This is a genomic window from Streptomyces rectiviolaceus (assembly GCF_039533825.1).
Lineage (GTDB): Bacteria > Actinomycetota > Actinomycetes > Streptomycetales > Streptomycetaceae > Streptomyces > Streptomyces rectiviolaceus.
In genome coordinates this window covers 25770-40455 of record NZ_BAAAUG010000050.1, presented here as the reverse complement: position 1 = coordinate 40455, position 14686 = coordinate 25770, and the positions used below count along the sequence as shown (strand labels likewise).

Here is a 14686-nt window from a genome sequence, read left to right as displayed (position 1 = left end):
CAGCCAGGCGGCCTCCGCCCGTGCGGCCGCGACCGGGGCCGTGCGCTGGAGCTCCCGGGTCCGCGCGGCGACCTCCCAGGCGCGTCCGAGGAGCTCGTCGCCGCCCTGAGCGCCGCGCCGGATCCGCACGCGTGCGAGGACGGTCAGGGCGGGGCAGCGGGCCGGCGGGAACTCCTGCGCGTCACCGGACTCGACGTGCTTCTCCGCCTCGTCCCACTTCCCCGCGGCGAACTGCCTGAGCGCCAGCTCCACTTGGAGGTAGCGGAGGAACCCCAGGTGCTCCGTGCGGTCCGCGAACTCCATGGCGGGCGCCAGGAAGTGATCCGCCTCCGCGAACCGGAGGTTCTCCAGGAGCGTCCAGATGACATTGGCGTAGGCGCGGCAGGCGTGCTCGGCCTCGTCCGCCTTCAGGGCGACCGCCAGGCTCTCCTCCAGCTGCGGGCGCCCCAACGGGTCGCCGCCGCGCCAGCGTGCGGTGCCCACGTTGTTCAGCGCGTGCGAGAGGATCGCCGCGTCGCCCGTGCGCCGGGCCAGGGTGATGGCGCGCTCGCCGTACCCGATGGCCTCGGCGTACCGGTCGGAGAGCATGCGGAGCTGAGAGGTGTTGCTGAGCGCGAGCGCCAACAGCCGCTCGTCACCGGCCTGTTCGAGTACGTCGATGGCCTCCCGTGCGGCCTCCTGCGCCGCGTCCGCGTCGCCCGCCCACCATTGGATCCGGGACAGCCAGCGCAGATCCGCGCCGAGCGCCCGCAGGTCACCGAGGGAGCGGCGCAGGGCGACGGCTTCCCGCTGGGCGCTGACGGCGGCCGGCGAGTCGGCGATGGTGTAGCTCTCGACCGCGAACCGCTCCAGGAGATCGGCGAGTTCGGCGGGGCCGTAGCGCAGGCGCTGCCGCAGGACGAGCCGTAGCTGGGCGGCGGCCTCGCGGTGTGCCCCGGTGCGTGCGGCGTCCCTGGCCGCGTCGGGTCCGTACCGCGCGATGGCGTCCTGGTCGCCCGCCTGGGCGGCGTGGTGGACGATGCGCGATGAGTCGGCGCCGGGCTGTGCGACCAGGACGGCGAGCACCCTCCGGTTGAGCTCGATCCGCCGCGCCGACGGCAGCGAGTCGGCGATGGCCCGCCGGATGATCTCGTGCCGGAACACCACCCGCTCCGGGGACACGACAAGCAGGCCGCGCCGCTCCGCCGACGTCAACTGGCATACCCCGCCCGGCAGTAGCGCGTCGGCCAGGGGACGCTCGACCGCCGACGGCACCACGGCGAGCTGTTCGAGCGCGTCGCGTGCGGCGTCGTCGAGGCCGCGCAGCCTGGCAAGGACGGCGTCGACCACCGTCGGCGGCACGTCCCCGGTGCCGCCCGCCGCTACGACCTCGGCGACGTAGAAGGGGTTGCCCGAGGTCACCGCGTACACCTGCGCGGGATCGAGGCGGCTCGCCGCGCTCAGCGTGCGCACCGCGTCCTGCGAAAGGCGCGACAGGGGGACGCGGTGCACGCGGGCCGCCCGCGACACCTGGCCCAGGAGATGACGCAGGGGGTGTTCGCGGCTCAACTCGTCGTCACGGTAGGTCAGCACAAGGACCGCGGGCATCCGGTCCACACGGCGTACCAGGAACCGCAGCGCGTCGAGGGAGGCCTCGTCCGCCCAGTGCACGTCCTCTACGACGAGGACCGTCGGATGGGGCGGATCGCCCAACTCGGCCCGCAGCGCGTCATACACCCGATGCCGGTCGCCGCCCTCGGTCACCGCCTGCGCCAACTCGGCACGCACACTGCCGACAAGGTCGCGGAAGGGGCCGAGCGGCCGCCGCGTCGCAAGGTCGTCGCACTGCCCGACCAGCACCCTGGCCTGCGCGGACAGCGCGCCCGGCAGGGCGTTCACGAGGCTCGACTTGCCGATCCCTGCCTCACCGAAGACGAGCGCCACCGAACCCGCGCCGTCGGCCGCTTCCCGTGCGGCGGCGATCAGTCGAGCCAGCTCAAGATCCCGCTCGAGGATCCCCCCGTCCACGCGGCAGATTCTCCCACGCGACCACGTTTTTGCGTCGCCCGCACGGGGGTTCGGCCCGCACGGGGGTTCGGTCAGCCTCGGCCGGACGCCCGCAGCCGGCCGAGCACCAGCCGCCCTCGCGGTGAGAGCCGGTATCCCGTCTCCAGGGACTCGGTGAGGCCGCGCTCCTTGAGCTTGCGTACGTCCGCCTTGAAGGGCTGCGTTTCCCTGCCGACGTGATCGGCCAACTCGGCGGCCCGCACGCCCGGTTGATCGTCGATCAGTTCAAGCATCTGCGTGGTCCATGGCCCGTCGGCTCCTGGCGTCCACCCGGCCGAGCTCCGCGACGATCTCGTCCAGTTCCGCGCGGGACACGTCCGTGTCCTGCCGCAGCCGGATCCGCGGATCGTCACCGGCGACGCGGACCCCGATCCGGTAGAGCCGCCGCTCCTCACCCGGCCGCTGATCGGCGAGCAGCCGTTCCCGGTCGGCGAACCCCGCCCGGCGCGCGTCGCGGTCGGTGACCGCAGGCTCCGGCACGATCTCCACCTCGCCGATCACCAGCACGCCGACCTCGGTACGCAGCTCGGTGCCGGGCCGCACCGCCGGCCTGCGCCAGCGCCGGAAGGCCAGATCGATCTCCCCGGCCGCGATGCCGATGAGCACGTCGCGTTTGAACAGCAACGCCGACTCCGATCGTGGACGGTGATGGCCCCTGCCCGACCCCACCATTGTCGCCCCGCCCGGCCGGGCGGGGCGAGCCGGGATCAGGGCTCCTGGTGGTGCGGGTTGGCGTCCGCGCCTTCCGTGCTGAGCAGTACGAGGGTCGATGCGGGGCCGAGGCCGAGGGCCTCGCGGCGGCCCTCGGCGCCCTCGCCGGTCAGTGCGGCGCGGACGCCCGCGAGCGAAGCGGCGCCGCAAGGGCCCGAGGAGACGCCGAGGGCGGCGAGTTCGCGGGCCGCCCGTGCGCTGTCGGCGTCGGTGATGGCGACGGCGGCGTCGAGGCCGTCGCGGAGGTAGGGCCAGGCGAGGCTGGAGGGTGTGCCGCAGTTCAGCCCCGCCATCGCCGTGTCGCCCGTGACGACGCTGGTCAGCTCCCCGCGGGTGAGGCTCTCGATGACGCAGGCCGCCGCTTCGGGCTCCACGGAGAGCAGTGCTGGGGCCGGCTGTCCTGCGGGGCGGCTGCGGTAGTGGGTGACGACGGCCTGGGCGAGCGAGCCCACGCCGACGGGCACGGCCACCAGGTCCGGCAACTCAGCGTCGGATGAGGCGAGTTGGGCGTCGATCTCGGCGAACAGGGTCGAGTAGCCCTCGACGATCCAGCGGGGAATGCGCTCGTAGCCGGGCCAGGCCGAGTCCTGGACGAGCACCGTGGCGGTCCCTTCCGCCGCGGCGACGGCGGCCTGGTGCACGGCGTCGTCGTAGGGCCCGGCGACCTGGGTGACCTCGGCACCCTCGGAGGCGATCGCCGCCGATGCGGCCGGATGCACTCCCTTGGACACGAAGACGTGGGCGCGCTGACCGAGCAGCCGGGCCATCCGGGCCACCGCGCGGCCGTGGTTGCCGTCGGTGGCGGTGACCAGCGTGACCGGCTCCGGCGAAGCCCCGCTGCTCGCGGCGCGCTCGGCGAGGGCCCGGTGCACCGCCCAGGACGCGCCGAGCGCCTTGAACGCGGGCAGCCCCAGGCGTGCGGACTCGTCCTTGACGAAGACCCGGCCGACGCCCAACTCGGCCGCGAGGGAGGGAAGTTCGTGGAGGGGTGTGACGGCATAGCCGGGAAGTGAGGCGTGGAAGGCCTGGGCCTGCGCGGGGGCGGGCGGGCAGGTCCAGGTGCGGGCGGCGGGCCGGGCGAACCAGGTCGCAGGCTTCTCGGTGTTCTCAGGCATGCGGCCAGCCTGCGGCCATCGCCACTCTTCGGTCCAGCGAATGTTTCCGATCTATATTCGTCAGAGAATCCGACTGATGGTGATCCATCGTGATCCCCGTCCGATCCGGGAGGGTCGGCCGCCGACGACGAGGACTGGCCCATGTTCGACCTTCATCGGCTGCGGCTGCTGCGCGAGCTCAAGGACCGCGGCACGCTCGCGGCCGTCGCCGCCGCGCTCTCGTACAGCCCCTCCTCCGTCTCTCAGCAGCTCTCGCTACTGGAGTCCGAGGCAGGCGTCCAGCTCCTCGAACCGGTGGGGCGGCGCGTGCGCCTCACCCCGCAGGCGGAGATCCTCGTCGCCCACACCGAGGCGGTGCTCGAACGGCTGGAGCGCGCCGAAGCCGACATCGCCACGTCCCTCACCGACCTGACCGGAACGCTGCGCATTGCCTCGTTCCAGACGGCTGCCCTCGCCCTCGTGCCCACCGCCCTGACCCTGCTGCGCGAGGCGCACCCCGGCCTGCGGATCCACCTCACCCAGCTGGAACCGGAGAAGTCCCTGCCCGCGCTGCTCGCCCGCGACTTCGACCTGGTCATCACCGAGGAGTACCCGGGGCTCCCGAGCCCGAGGCCCGCCGGTCTCGAACAGGAAGACCTCTGCGCCGACCCGCTGCACCTCGCGCTGCCGGAACCGGCGGGCGACACGTCGGGCGGCACGTCGCAGGACACGCGGAGCCCGGCCGCCGCGCTCCGCGCCCTCGCCGGCCACCCCTGGGTCATGGAGCCCGCGGGGACGGCGGCCCGGAACTGGGCGACGACGCTCTGCCGCAACGCGGGCTTCGAACCCGACGTGCGGTTCGAGACCAGCGACCTCCTCCTGCACGTGCGCCTCGTGGAGCGGGGCCATGCCGCCGCGCTGCTCCCCGGTCTCGTATGGGACGGAGAGACCGCGACCGTGCCCCTGCGGCCGCTGCCCCGAGGGCAGCGGGCGCGTCGGCTCTTCACGGCGGTGCGCAGCGGCCGCAGCCACCATCCGGCGATTCGGGCCTGCCGGGAGGCCCTCCGGCAAGCGACATGAGTAAAGCGCGTACGCTTGCGTCATCGATCGCAGGATGATCGCTCCCTCATTACCTGCCAGGAGGACGCATGACCTCGGCGTCGCAGACCGCGCGCACCCCCCAGACCCTCGACCGGCCCTTCAGCGTCGGCAGCCTCACCCTGCCCAACCGCATCGTGATGGCACCCATGACCAGGGAGTTCTCACCGGGCGGCGTGCCGGGCGCGGACGTGGCGGAGTACTACGCCCGCCGGGCCGCCGCCGGCGTAGGCCTGATCATCACCGAGGGGACGTACGTCGATCACGCGTCGGCCGGTACGAGCGACCGGGTCCCGCGCTTCTACGGGGACGACGCCCTCGAAGGCTGGCGCAAGGTGGTCGACGCCGTGCACGCCGCGGGCGGGAAGATCATTCCGCAGCTGTGGCACGTCGGCATCACGCGCGACGAGGGCACGGGCCCGGTGCCTTCCGCTCCCCCGGCGGGCCCCTCCGCGATCGGCCTCGACGGGCAGCCCAAGGGCAGCGCGCTGACGGCCGACGACCTCGACGACGTGATCCGGGCGTTCGCGGACGCCGCCGCGGCCGCCGAGCGCATCGGCTTCGACGGCGTCGAACTGCACGGCGCGCACGGCTACCTCATCGACCAGTTCCTCTGGGAGCGCACCAACCGGCGGACGGACGGCTACGGCGGCGACATCGAGTCCCGCACCCGCTTCGCCGCCGAGATCGTCGCGGCCGTGCGGGCCGCCGTCTCGCCCGATTTCCCCGTCTTCTTCCGCCTCTCGCAGTGGAAGGCCGGCAGCTACGACGCGCAGCTCGCCGAGTCCCCCGAGGAGCTGGAGCGCCTGCTCACGCCGCTGGTGAACGCGGGCGTCGACGTGCTGCACGCCTCCACGCGCCGCTACTGGCTGCCGGAGTTCGACGGCAGCGACCTCAACCTCGCGGGCTGGGTCAAGAAGGTGTCCGGCAAGCCCGTGGTCACCGTGGGCTCGGTCGGCCTCGACCAGGTGTTCATCGGCTCGCAGGGCTGGGCTGCGCCGTCCGCCGCCACCGGCATCGACCCGCTCATCGACCGCCTGGAGCGGGACGAGTTCGACCTGGTGGCGGTGGGGCGCGCCCTCATCGCCGATCCGGAGTGGGCGGCCAAGGCCCTGGAGAACCGGCTCGATGACGCGCTGCCCTTCGACAAGTCGCTGCTGAAGAGCCTGGCCTGAGCGAGAGCCACCTTGGGCACGGTCCCGACGCGGTCCCGACGCGGTCCCGGCACGGTGCCGGGACCGTGCTCACGGCGGCACCGGGGGCCGTAGGCGCGGCGACGGCAGCTAAGGCCATACGCTGCTGTCGCCCCCGGTCGCGTACGATATGCCCATGACCTGGCCTGCCACCGAGCGCTACTTCCCCACCGCCGTCCCCGGCGGCCTGGGGCTCGTGCAGGACATCCTGAACACCGCGCCCTCCTGCGGCGTGCCCGGGGCCGATCTTCTCGGGGACGTGGCCGCCGCACAGGACTGGGTATCCGTGGCCCTGCCCACCTGGGCCGAGCGAACGGGGCGCACGGCGGTGCGGCTCACGCTCACCGAAGAGGACCTGCCCAAGCTGCGGCAGTTGCGCGAGCAGCTGCGCCGGGCGCTGCTGTCCCGGTGCGGCACGACGAGCGGCGAGACCGCCCGCTTCACCTCCTGCGCCCTCCAGGTCAGCCTGCACGGCGACGCCGCCGTGACCACCGAACCCGAGGGCGAGGGCTGGCGCTGGCTGACGTCCGCCGTGCTGTGCGAGGCGCTGCTCGCCCAGACCACCGGAGAGTGGCGGCGCCTGAAGATCTGTCGCAACGAACGCTGCGCCACGGCGTTCTACGACCGCTCCCGCAACAACAGCGGCGTCTGGCACTCCACCCGAGGCTGCGGCAACGCCGCGAACCTGCGGGCCTCGCGTCAGCGCCGCCGCGCGGGCGCCGAAGGCGCCGAGGCGGAGCCGACGCCGGGCGGTCAGGCGTGAAGGCGCCACGCCCACGGGCGGAAGCGGAAGCTGAAGCAACAGGGAGCACGGCGCCGACGCGGATACTTGACTGGCGCCACCCGCGCGTCGCCGAACTCATCCGGAGCGTCCAGGCCGTCCCGTCGGGCGCCTCCGAACCCCCGCCCGCCTGCGACCAGTTGGCCACCCTGCGCCGCGCGCACGGGCGGATCGCCGCGACCGTACGACCGGTGTACTCGGTGCACGACGAGCGGCCGGTGTCGGAGGTGCTGCGGCGCGGCCGGGGCTCGTGCAGCCAGCGGCTCGCGATCCTGGAGTCCGTGGCACGGGCGTCCGGCGTGGCCACTCGGGTGCGCGGCCTCCTCGTGGACGGGGCGTTCTGGCACCCGCGCTTCCCGCACCTTCGACGGCTCGTCCCGGAACAAGTACTGCTGGCGTGGCCGGAGTTCCGCATCGACGAACCGGCCCACGGCCGATCGGCCACCGCCACCGCAACCCCCACCGCCCAGTGGCTCCCGGTCTCCGAACTCTTCGGCGACCTGGACGAGTTGAGCGGGCGGCGCGCAGGCGGCTTCACCAACGTCGGGGCGGAGACGCTCTTCGAGGCGCTCTCCCGGACGGCGGTCGACTGGGACGGGGCGACGGCGGCGACGGCCTGTGGGGCCGACGCCGCGTCCTGCGACCTCTCGGCCCATGTCCTCGCGGATCTGGGGCACTTCGACTCACGCGACGAGCTCTTCACCGGGCACGGCCAGACCCTGTGCGGCCCTGTGCGCTGGGTCGCCGAGCCCGTGCTCGGCCGCCGCTCGGCGGGCGCCCGGCCGTCGGCCGGACCCCTCACGCCGGTCGCCTGATACCGGACGCCACGGCCGTCAACAGCCGTACTCCACCAGGCTGGTGGGTGTCACGATGCGCCGCGCCGGGCCGGGCGCGGGCTTGCTCGCGGCGTCGGATCCCCTCCCCCGCATCCGGTCGGCGAGGAGCCTGCCCGCCGCCCGGCCCAGCTCATCGCTGTCGTACGCGACGAGGGTGAGCGGCAGGCCGAGCGCGTCGGCCAGTTCGAAGTCGTCGAAGCCCGCGAGCGCGGTGTCGGTGCCGGACGCGCGCAGGGCGCGGAACGCCCCGATCGTGTTGCGGTTGTTGGAGCAGAACAGGGCGGTGGGCGGCTCGGGCAGCGCGAGGAGTCCAGCCGCGGCGCGTCGGGCTTCGCGCGGCTCGGTCTGGCCTTGTCGTACGTAGCGTTCGTCGAAGGGGATCCCATGGGCGGCGAGGGCCGCCGCGTATCCGCGCAGGCGCTCGGTGCCGGTGTAGACGGCGGGCGGTGAGCCGAGGAAGCCGATCCGGCGGTGGCCGCGGTTGATCAGCCGGGCGGTGGCGGCGCGGGCCCCGCCGAAGTCGTCGACCAGGACGCAGTCGGCCTCGAACCCCTCGGGCGGCCGGCTTGCGAGCACCACGGGTACGCCGTCGGCCGCCGCGGCGGCGAGATGGCGCTGGTCGGCCGCGGCGTGGACGGCGCTGAGGCCGTCGACGCGGCGGGCCACCAGGTCGGCGACGAGTTCACGCTCGCTGTCCAGGTCCTGGCCGGTGTTCCCGATGACGGTCTTGAAGCCGTCGCCCGCGATGACGGAGTCCACTCCGAGGGCGAGGCGTGAGTAGAAGGGGTTGGCCAGGTTCGTGACGACGAGTCCGACCAGGCCCGTGCCTCGTCCCAGGCGCAGGCTGCGGGCCACTTCGTTGGGCCGGTAACCGAGCTCGGCCGCGGCGGAGCGGATGCGTTCCCGGGTGGCCGGGAGCACGCGCGGGTCGTCGCGCAGGGCCCTGGACGCGGTCATCGCGCTGACCCCCACCCGCTCGGCGACGTCCCGCAGGGTGGCGGGGCCGTCCATGGGTGGACGCGGTTCGGGCATCGTCACGTGTGTCCTTTCCCGGGGATCGCCTCAACGCCCGGCAGCCCCCACAAACTCCGCCGCCCCGATCAGCGCCGCATGCGCGCCCAGCGTGCCGGGGCGCGGTCTCACCGGAGTATCCCCGAGGCCGCGGCGGAGGGCCGGGCCGACCAGGTCCCAGGATCGCGCCATGGCGCCGCCGACGACGACCGCCGACGCGCCGAAGTCGCGTACGCACGGGGCGAGAACGGTACCGAGAGCGGCGAGGGCCTCGTCAAGGACCTGTCCGGCCCACGGCTCACCCTCCCGCGCACGTACGGCGATGTCCCGCACGTCCACGTCCGGCTCGCCGTGACGAACGCCGTTTCGGGCGCCATGATGGGCGCCGTGACGGGCGCCGTATCGGGCAAGGATCGCCCGCCGCGAGACGGAGTCCTCCAGGGGTGCTCCGGACCAGCGCAACAGATCGACGCGGCCCTCGGGCGGTACGCCGGGGCCCTCGCGGCACACGACACCGTCCACGAGGAACGCCGACCCCACCCCCGTCCCCAGGGTGATCCCCACACAGCGCCGACGGCCGGCCGCGGCCCCCGCGCTCCACTCCCCGAGCAGGAACGCGTGGGCGTCGTTCAGGAACACCACGTCCGCGGGCCTTGGCCACACACCGTCGAGCAGCACCGAGCGCACATCGATGCCGTACAGGTCGTCGAACTTCCCCACGCCCTTGAAACGGGCGATCCCTTTGTCGTGGTCGAAGGGCCCCGGCACGGCGGCGGCCCACACCTGGCCCGCGGGCGCCCGGAGCTCGTCGGCGCAGCGCACGATCGTGCCGAGGATGTGCTCGGCGTCGCCCCGCGCGTCAAGTGACCGCCGGATCCGGCGGCTTACGCGGGTGCGCAGAGGGTCCACCAGAGCGGCGGTGACATGGGTGCCGCCGATCTCCAGAACGGCTCTCATGAGGGGCCCGCGGCGCGGCGGTCGCGTACGAGCGCCTTCACCACCTTCGCCGGGCCGCCCCGCGACTCCAGGCGGTAGCCGCCGACCGCGGCGGGCACGGTCAGTGTCTCCGCGTACGCCAGCGTGTGCCGCTCCCCCGCCGAGGTCAGCACGGTGACCCCCTCGCCCTCCACCACGTTCAGCACGTGGAACCGTCCCGCCGTGTCGTCCGCTGCGGCGGCGTCCGCGTCGAGCGTGTAGCGCCGCACCTCGTAGAACATCTCGTCGAGCGCGCCGAGCAGTTCCTCGCGCCAGCCGTCCCCGCGCCGCAGGACGTACGGCTCCTGCACCAGGTCGCGCGTCACCGCGTCACCGCGCCGCTCGGTCTCCAGGTTGGCTAGGCCGTGTTCGTAGGGCAGTGGGCGCGGGTTGCCGTCGGCGTCCGGTCGCAGCCAGTCGTAGAAGCGCAGGCTGTAGAGGTACGGGGTCGCGCTGATCTCCAGTACGAGGTTTCCGGCGCCGCTGGCGTGCGGGGTGCCCGCCGGGATCATGAAGAGCCTGCCCTGTTCGGCCGGGAACGTCATGACGTGGTCCTCCGGGTCCATCGGCACCCCGTCGTGCGCCGCTTCCTCGATCTCCTTGCGGAACAGGGCGAGGTCGGCGTCCTCGCGCAGGCCGAGGTAGACGCGTGCGTCCGCGCCGCCGAGCGTCATGTAGTACGTCTCGTGCTGCGTGTAGTGCCAGCCGAACCGCTCCCGCATGTACGGCTCCTTGGGGTGGCAGTGCACCGACAGATTGCCGCCGCCCACGGTGTCCAGATAGTCGAAGCGGATCGGGAAGGACGTGCCGAAGCGGGCGTGTGACTCCGCTCCGAGCACCTCATCGGGGTGCAGGGCGCACAGGAGCTGAAAGGGCACCTCCGCCTGGGCGTCGGGGCCGTGTCCGATGAGGATGCCCGCTTCGGGGGCGATGAGTTCGTAGCCGAGGGCGGTGTTGCGCGCGCCGGGGTTGAAGCCGAGCGCGCGCTGTCCCCAATGTCCGCCCCACGGCGTGGAGTTGAAGAACGGCCTGGTGCGCACGGGGCGACGCGCGAGGCGGGCGTAGCTCGCCCGCAGGCCGTCCCCGTCGAGGAACACGGGCCGCTCGGGCTCCTGAACGTCCACCCAGCCGTCCAGCTGCCCGGCGATCGCGTCACGGTGGCGGTCGAGCATCGGCCAGTCCACGTAGAAGAGCCGCTTCAACTCGGCCCGCACACCCGGGAGTCCGAGGTTGCTCCCCTCTCCGGCCACCACCGCGGACTCCGCGTACCGCTTGGGCAGATCGGCGTACCAGAGCACGTCGTGCAGGACCAGCGATGCCCCGGGGCCGTAGACGAGCAGCAGCCCCTCCATGTCGCCTTCCTCCAGGGGGCGTTCGTCGAACAGGTCGGACAGCGGGTTCTGCGCCAGCTTGCAGTAGTAGGGGTCGTCGGCGTCCGGCGCGCTCATGGTGCGGCGCCTCACCACGGCTGGGGACGCGTAGCGCGTACGGATGTCGAGGGTGCGCACGGGCAGGGCGCATGCGGCGGTGAGCCGGGTCGCGATGGTCTCCCAGTCGGCGGCCGGCGGCCCTTCGATCGCCACGATCGCGGGTTCATCGGGCAGTTGGGCGGCCACGGCCTCCCAGCCGCTGGTCAGCACGGCCCCCGGTGCCGGGGGATAACGCGGGTCGAGCCGGTACACGCATGCTCCTTCGTGCGGGGGTTCTTCGCGGGGTCTCCAGGGAGGTCACGGGGGTCTTCAGGGACGTACGAACAGCACCGCGGTCGTGCCGAGCGCGGGAATGGAGACGGTCAACGCACCGTCCGAGAGGGGTAGTTCACCGTGCGCCGACCCCAGGTAGTCCGCGCTGTGGGCGGCCGCGACCGGGAAATGGACCCGCACCGGACAGGCCACCGGCTCCTCCGCGAAGGACTGCAGCCGGAGCAGGACCTCACCGGGCCCCGGCGACGTGAGACCGACCAGGCGGACCCTAGCGTCCCCGAGATCGGCGAAGGCGAGCGACGCCTGCCCGCCGCCCTCGGCTCCCCTGGCCCGCACGGCCCGCAACGGGCGGCTCCAGGCGGCTGCCGTCCGAGGGCCGAGCCCGTCGGCGCTTGTCCCGCAGGCCAGGCTGTAGCGGTAGGTGAACTCGAAGCCCTGCTCGCCGGGGAAGTTGGTGTCCCACAGGTTGTTGTGGATCCAGGAGAAGACGGTGGCGGGCTCGTCGTGCCCCATCGTCTTCGGGAAGGGCGCGTACGGCAGCGCGATGTTGCCGAACTGCACCAGCGGGGCGTCCTGCGTGGACCAGGCCACCGCGAGCCCGTCGTCCGCGAGGGTCACCCAGCGGCGCACGGCCCGCATGTGCAGGGCCGAACCCGGCACCACGGGAAGGAAGCTGCCCGTGAGACCGCCGGACGCCTCCATCCGGACGACCGGCTCGTCGAAGGCGAAGGGGAAGGCGAAGTAGGCGCTCTCCTTGCGCAGCGTCGCGTCCTTGTCGAGGCGGTTCTCGATGTCGAGGCGTGGCACGCCCACGGGCAGGGTGAGGGTGGTGCGCAGCCGGTTGGCTCCGGCCGGACGCGTCTCGTACGTGATGGATTCGGCCGTCACGGTGGAGCGGCGGGCGATGAGCGCGGCGGGCGGGGCGACGGCTCGGACGCCGAGGTGTTCGAGGCGGTCGGAGGCCGTCGTACGGCTGGAGTTGTGGTTGAAGGCACCGGCCGTGGTGTAGCTGTCGTGGATGTAGTCGTTGAATCCGACGGTCGCGTCACGCCGCACGAGTTCACGGCCGGTCGACTTGTCGATGACCGAGGCGATGCAGGCGTTCGCCAGGTCCACGCGGACGGCGAGGTGTTCGTTCTCCAGGAGGGTCGGTTCGGGGCGGGCGAGCGCCGCGGCGGCGGTCTGCGCCGGGTCGTCGCGCTCGGTGCCACCGGTGGGGTTCCAGCCGGTGGCGGCCTTCACGACCGTGGCCGACGACCGCTCGTCGGCACGCGCCGCGCCGGCCGTGATGCCGGTGATGTCGAGGCGCACCGACCCCGCCGACGGCACGTCGTCCACGCGCACGACCAGGAACCGTCCGGCGTCCCGGTGGTCGTCGTTGGTCTGCGGCTGCTCCTCGTGGACGATCCGGCGTCCGACACGGGCGTCGTACACGGCCACCGGCTGATCCAGCGGGACGCTGCTCTCCGGCAGGAAGATCCGTACGACGTCCGTGCGCGGCCAGGAGCAGGTGTTGATGACGTGGTAGGTCGCCGCCACGCCCGGCGTCGCCGCGAGCCGCTGTCCCAGCCGGGCGCTCGCCCTGCTCAGGAGCGCGTTCCCGTCGTCGTGGGCGCGCATCGCCTGCCCGTACTTCCAGTGCCACTGGTGCTCTCCGGAGTGGCCGCCCTCGTCACCGTGGGTCCACGGGTCGCCGGCGCCCCAGGTGTGCTCGTCGAAGAGCGACACCGCCTCGTAGACCCCTGCCGCGTCCGCACTGTCTTCCTCCGCCCCCGTGGCGCCGAGGAGTCCCGCGAACGTGCCGATGGTCTGGGCGTCGGCGACCACGGACTGGGCGGTGCGGGCCAGGGACAGCGGCCGCGCACCGGAGCCGACTCCGTCGACCCACCAGTCGGTCCAGTCGCCGTCGAAGGTCTGGACGGCGTCGCCGAGCCTGGCCTCGGCGTCGGTGAAGAAGTCCTCGTTGCGGGAGAGCCGCAGCTGAGGGTGGGCCCAGGTCTCGTTCCAGCGGCGGACGGTGTCGGCGATGATGCGGCGGGGCGGCGCGTTGTCGCCGAATTTGCCCTGGACGCGCAGGTGGAGCACGTCCCAGGGGTAGGGCTCGCGCTTGATCTCCGTCTGGTCCATGGCCCAGCCGAAGATGCCGCCGCGGTAGGGGTACGGGTTGGTGGCGAGGGAGGTCAGATAGGCGGGAAGGAGGTCGTCGACGTCCGCGTAGTCCGTATCGAAGCCGAGCAGCGGGCCTTCCATGTAGGCGAGGCCGTGCGGGGTGTCGGTGACCCAGACGAGGACGCTGTTGCCGCTGGGGGCGCGCCAGCGGAAGAGGCGGGGCAGCTTCTCGCCGCCGACCAGGTGAGGCACCGAACGGCCCGCCCAGTTGTGCGCCACGGAGAGGTACTTGACTCCGGCGGCGGACAGCGCGTCGACCAGGCCGACGACCGCGCCCGGCACGTCGGTCTGCATGGCGGAGGTGAACGTGACGCCGTGCCGCTCGCGCACGTCGTGGGCGAGGCGGAGCAGTTCGTGCAGCTCGTCCGTGGAGCAGGTCTCGGTGTGCAGGTTGAACGGCAGCGCGGTCAGCTCGATGCGCCCCTCGCGCACGCGGCGTACGAACTCCTCGACCTGCTCGGCGGGGCGGGCGTCCGCCCACTGCCGGAACGACCACAACGACTCGACGCACCAACGGAACTGCGACTCGGCGGGCCAGTCGTCGGTAGCCCGGGTCAGTTCCAGGCAGGAGTCGAGGAAGGAGAGGTGCTCGGCCAGGACGTGGCCCTGGGGGTCGGTGTATCCGATGTCGAGGTGGGAGTGGTGGACCAGGTGGAGCGTCCACCGGCGCTGCGGGGTGAGCCGGACGTCTATGCCCTCGGTGGTGTCCGGCAGGCAGACGGTGAGGCGCGTCTCGGTGTCGACGGCGGGCACCATCAGGCGTACGGAGCCGCCGGGGCCGGTGAGCCGCTCGACGGGCAGCGCGGCGCCGGACTCGGTGCGGACGGTGAACTCCCCCGGCAGGGCTGCCCCGTTGACCGCTTCGATCCGCAGCGACTGCGTCAGACCGTCGCCGTCCGCCGCCCTGCGCAGCAGCGGTTCCTCCGTCAGCCGCAGGGCGCTGCCGCCGAGGCTTCCCTCCGCGGTGGTGACGGAGGAGCGCAGGCTGTCGCGTATCCGGTCGTTGTCCCAGTCGGTGGTGCGGACGAGGGCCCGTGTCGTCATGCGGATCTCTCCCGGAGCGGTGGTC

12 protein-coding genes are annotated in these 14686 nt (G+C 73.1%); 4 read left to right on the top strand and 8 right to left on the bottom strand.

Annotated features, from left to right (window positions below; genetic code table 11):
- The 4 genes from ABD378_RS16785 to ABD378_RS16770 all read right to left on the bottom strand — a co-directional run.
- On the bottom strand, positions 1 to 2007 hold a 2007-nt coding region (locus tag ABD378_RS16785), incomplete at its 3' end, for an ATP-binding protein (protein WP_344521719.1).
- Between the two features lie 71 nt (positions 2008 to 2078).
- Positions 2079 to 2279, bottom strand: coding sequence for a hypothetical protein (locus ABD378_RS16780; RefSeq protein ID WP_344521718.1), 201 nt, complete (start codon positions 2277 to 2279; stop codon positions 2079 to 2081).
- Positions 2272 to 2670 carry an ASCH domain-containing protein gene (locus tag ABD378_RS16775; RefSeq protein WP_344521717.1) on the bottom strand — a complete coding sequence of 133 codons (399 nt, stop codon included), beginning with the start codon at positions 2668 to 2670 and terminating at the stop codon, positions 2272 to 2274. The genes ABD378_RS16780 and ABD378_RS16775 overlap by 8 nt, the downstream gene beginning before the upstream one ends.
- An 83-nt stretch (positions 2671 to 2753) precedes the next feature.
- Positions 2754 to 3872, bottom strand: coding sequence for a diaminopropionate ammonia-lyase (locus tag ABD378_RS16770; RefSeq protein WP_344521716.1), 1119 nt, complete (start codon positions 3870 to 3872; stop codon positions 2754 to 2756).
- A gap of 141 nt (positions 3873 to 4013) precedes the next feature.
- On the opposite strand from ABD378_RS16770, the gene ABD378_RS16765 reads away from it, so the two are divergent.
- The 4 genes from ABD378_RS16765 (at position 4014) to ABD378_RS16750 (ending at position 7738) form a co-directional block, all read left to right on the top strand.
- Complete coding sequence (locus tag ABD378_RS16765) at positions 4014 to 4931, top strand: LysR substrate-binding domain-containing protein (RefSeq protein WP_344521715.1); 918 nt, start codon at positions 4014 to 4016, stop codon at positions 4929 to 4931.
- Between the two features lie 68 nt (positions 4932 to 4999).
- Positions 5000 to 6124: an NADH:flavin oxidoreductase gene (locus ABD378_RS16760; RefSeq protein WP_344521714.1), complete on the top strand. Its 1125-nt coding sequence runs from the start codon at positions 5000 to 5002 to the stop codon at positions 6122 to 6124.
- Between the two features lie 154 nt (positions 6125 to 6278).
- Positions 6279 to 6905, top strand: coding sequence for a CGNR zinc finger domain-containing protein (locus ABD378_RS16755; RefSeq protein ID WP_344521713.1), 627 nt, complete (start codon positions 6279 to 6281; stop codon positions 6903 to 6905).
- Positions 6902 to 7738 carry a transglutaminase domain-containing protein gene (locus ABD378_RS16750; RefSeq protein ID WP_344521712.1) on the top strand — a complete coding sequence of 279 codons (837 nt, stop codon included), beginning with the start codon at positions 6902 to 6904 and terminating at the stop codon, positions 7736 to 7738. Before ABD378_RS16755 ends, ABD378_RS16750 begins: the two co-directional genes overlap by 4 nt.
- An 18-nt stretch (positions 7739 to 7756) precedes the next feature.
- Here the strand turns inward: ABD378_RS16750 and ABD378_RS16745 are convergent, their stop codons facing one another.
- Genes ABD378_RS16745 through ABD378_RS16730 form a run of 4 tightly spaced genes read right to left on the bottom strand, consistent with a single transcriptional unit; the run spans position 7757 to position 14661 of the window.
- Complete coding sequence (locus ABD378_RS16745; RefSeq protein WP_344521711.1) at positions 7757 to 8791, bottom strand: LacI family DNA-binding transcriptional regulator; 1035 nt, start codon at positions 8789 to 8791, stop codon at positions 7757 to 7759.
- A 30-nt stretch (positions 8792 to 8821) separates the two neighbouring features.
- A complete protein-coding gene (locus ABD378_RS16740; RefSeq protein WP_344521710.1) occupies positions 8822 to 9727 on the bottom strand; it encodes an ROK family protein in 906 nt (301 codons plus the stop codon).
- Positions 9724 to 11427: a class I mannose-6-phosphate isomerase gene (locus tag ABD378_RS16735; RefSeq protein ID WP_344521709.1), complete on the bottom strand. Its 1704-nt coding sequence runs from the start codon at positions 11425 to 11427 to the stop codon at positions 9724 to 9726. Before ABD378_RS16735 ends, ABD378_RS16740 begins: the two co-directional genes overlap by 4 nt.
- A gap of 57 nt (positions 11428 to 11484) precedes the next feature.
- A complete protein-coding gene (locus ABD378_RS16730; protein ID WP_344521708.1) occupies positions 11485 to 14661 on the bottom strand; it encodes a glycoside hydrolase family 38 N-terminal domain-containing protein in 3177 nt (1058 codons plus the stop codon).
- Between the last annotated feature and the right edge of the window lie 25 nt (positions 14662 to 14686).

Coding starts and splice junctions, on each gene's coding strand:
- ABD378_RS16780 (WP_344521718.1), bottom strand. CDS start 2,279: ATGCTTGAACTGATCGACGATCAACCGGGCGTGCGGGCCGCCGAGTTG.
- ABD378_RS16730 (WP_344521708.1), bottom strand. CDS start 14,661: ATGACGACACGGGCCCTCGTCCGCACCACCGACTGGGACAACGACCGG.
- ABD378_RS16755 (WP_344521713.1), top strand. CDS start 6,279: ATGACCTGGCCTGCCACCGAGCGCTACTTCCCCACCGCCGTCCCCGGC.
- ABD378_RS16745 (WP_344521711.1), bottom strand. CDS start 8,791: ATGCCCGAACCGCGTCCACCCATGGACGGCCCCGCCACCCTGCGGGAC.
- ABD378_RS16765 (WP_344521715.1), top strand. CDS start 4,014: ATGTTCGACCTTCATCGGCTGCGGCTGCTGCGCGAGCTCAAGGACCGC.
- ABD378_RS16770 (WP_344521716.1), bottom strand. CDS start 3,872: ATGCCTGAGAACACCGAGAAGCCTGCGACCTGGTTCGCCCGGCCCGCC.
- ABD378_RS16760 (WP_344521714.1), top strand. CDS start 5,000: ATGACCTCGGCGTCGCAGACCGCGCGCACCCCCCAGACCCTCGACCGG.
- ABD378_RS16740 (WP_344521710.1), bottom strand. CDS start 9,727: ATGAGAGCCGTTCTGGAGATCGGCGGCACCCATGTCACCGCCGCTCTG.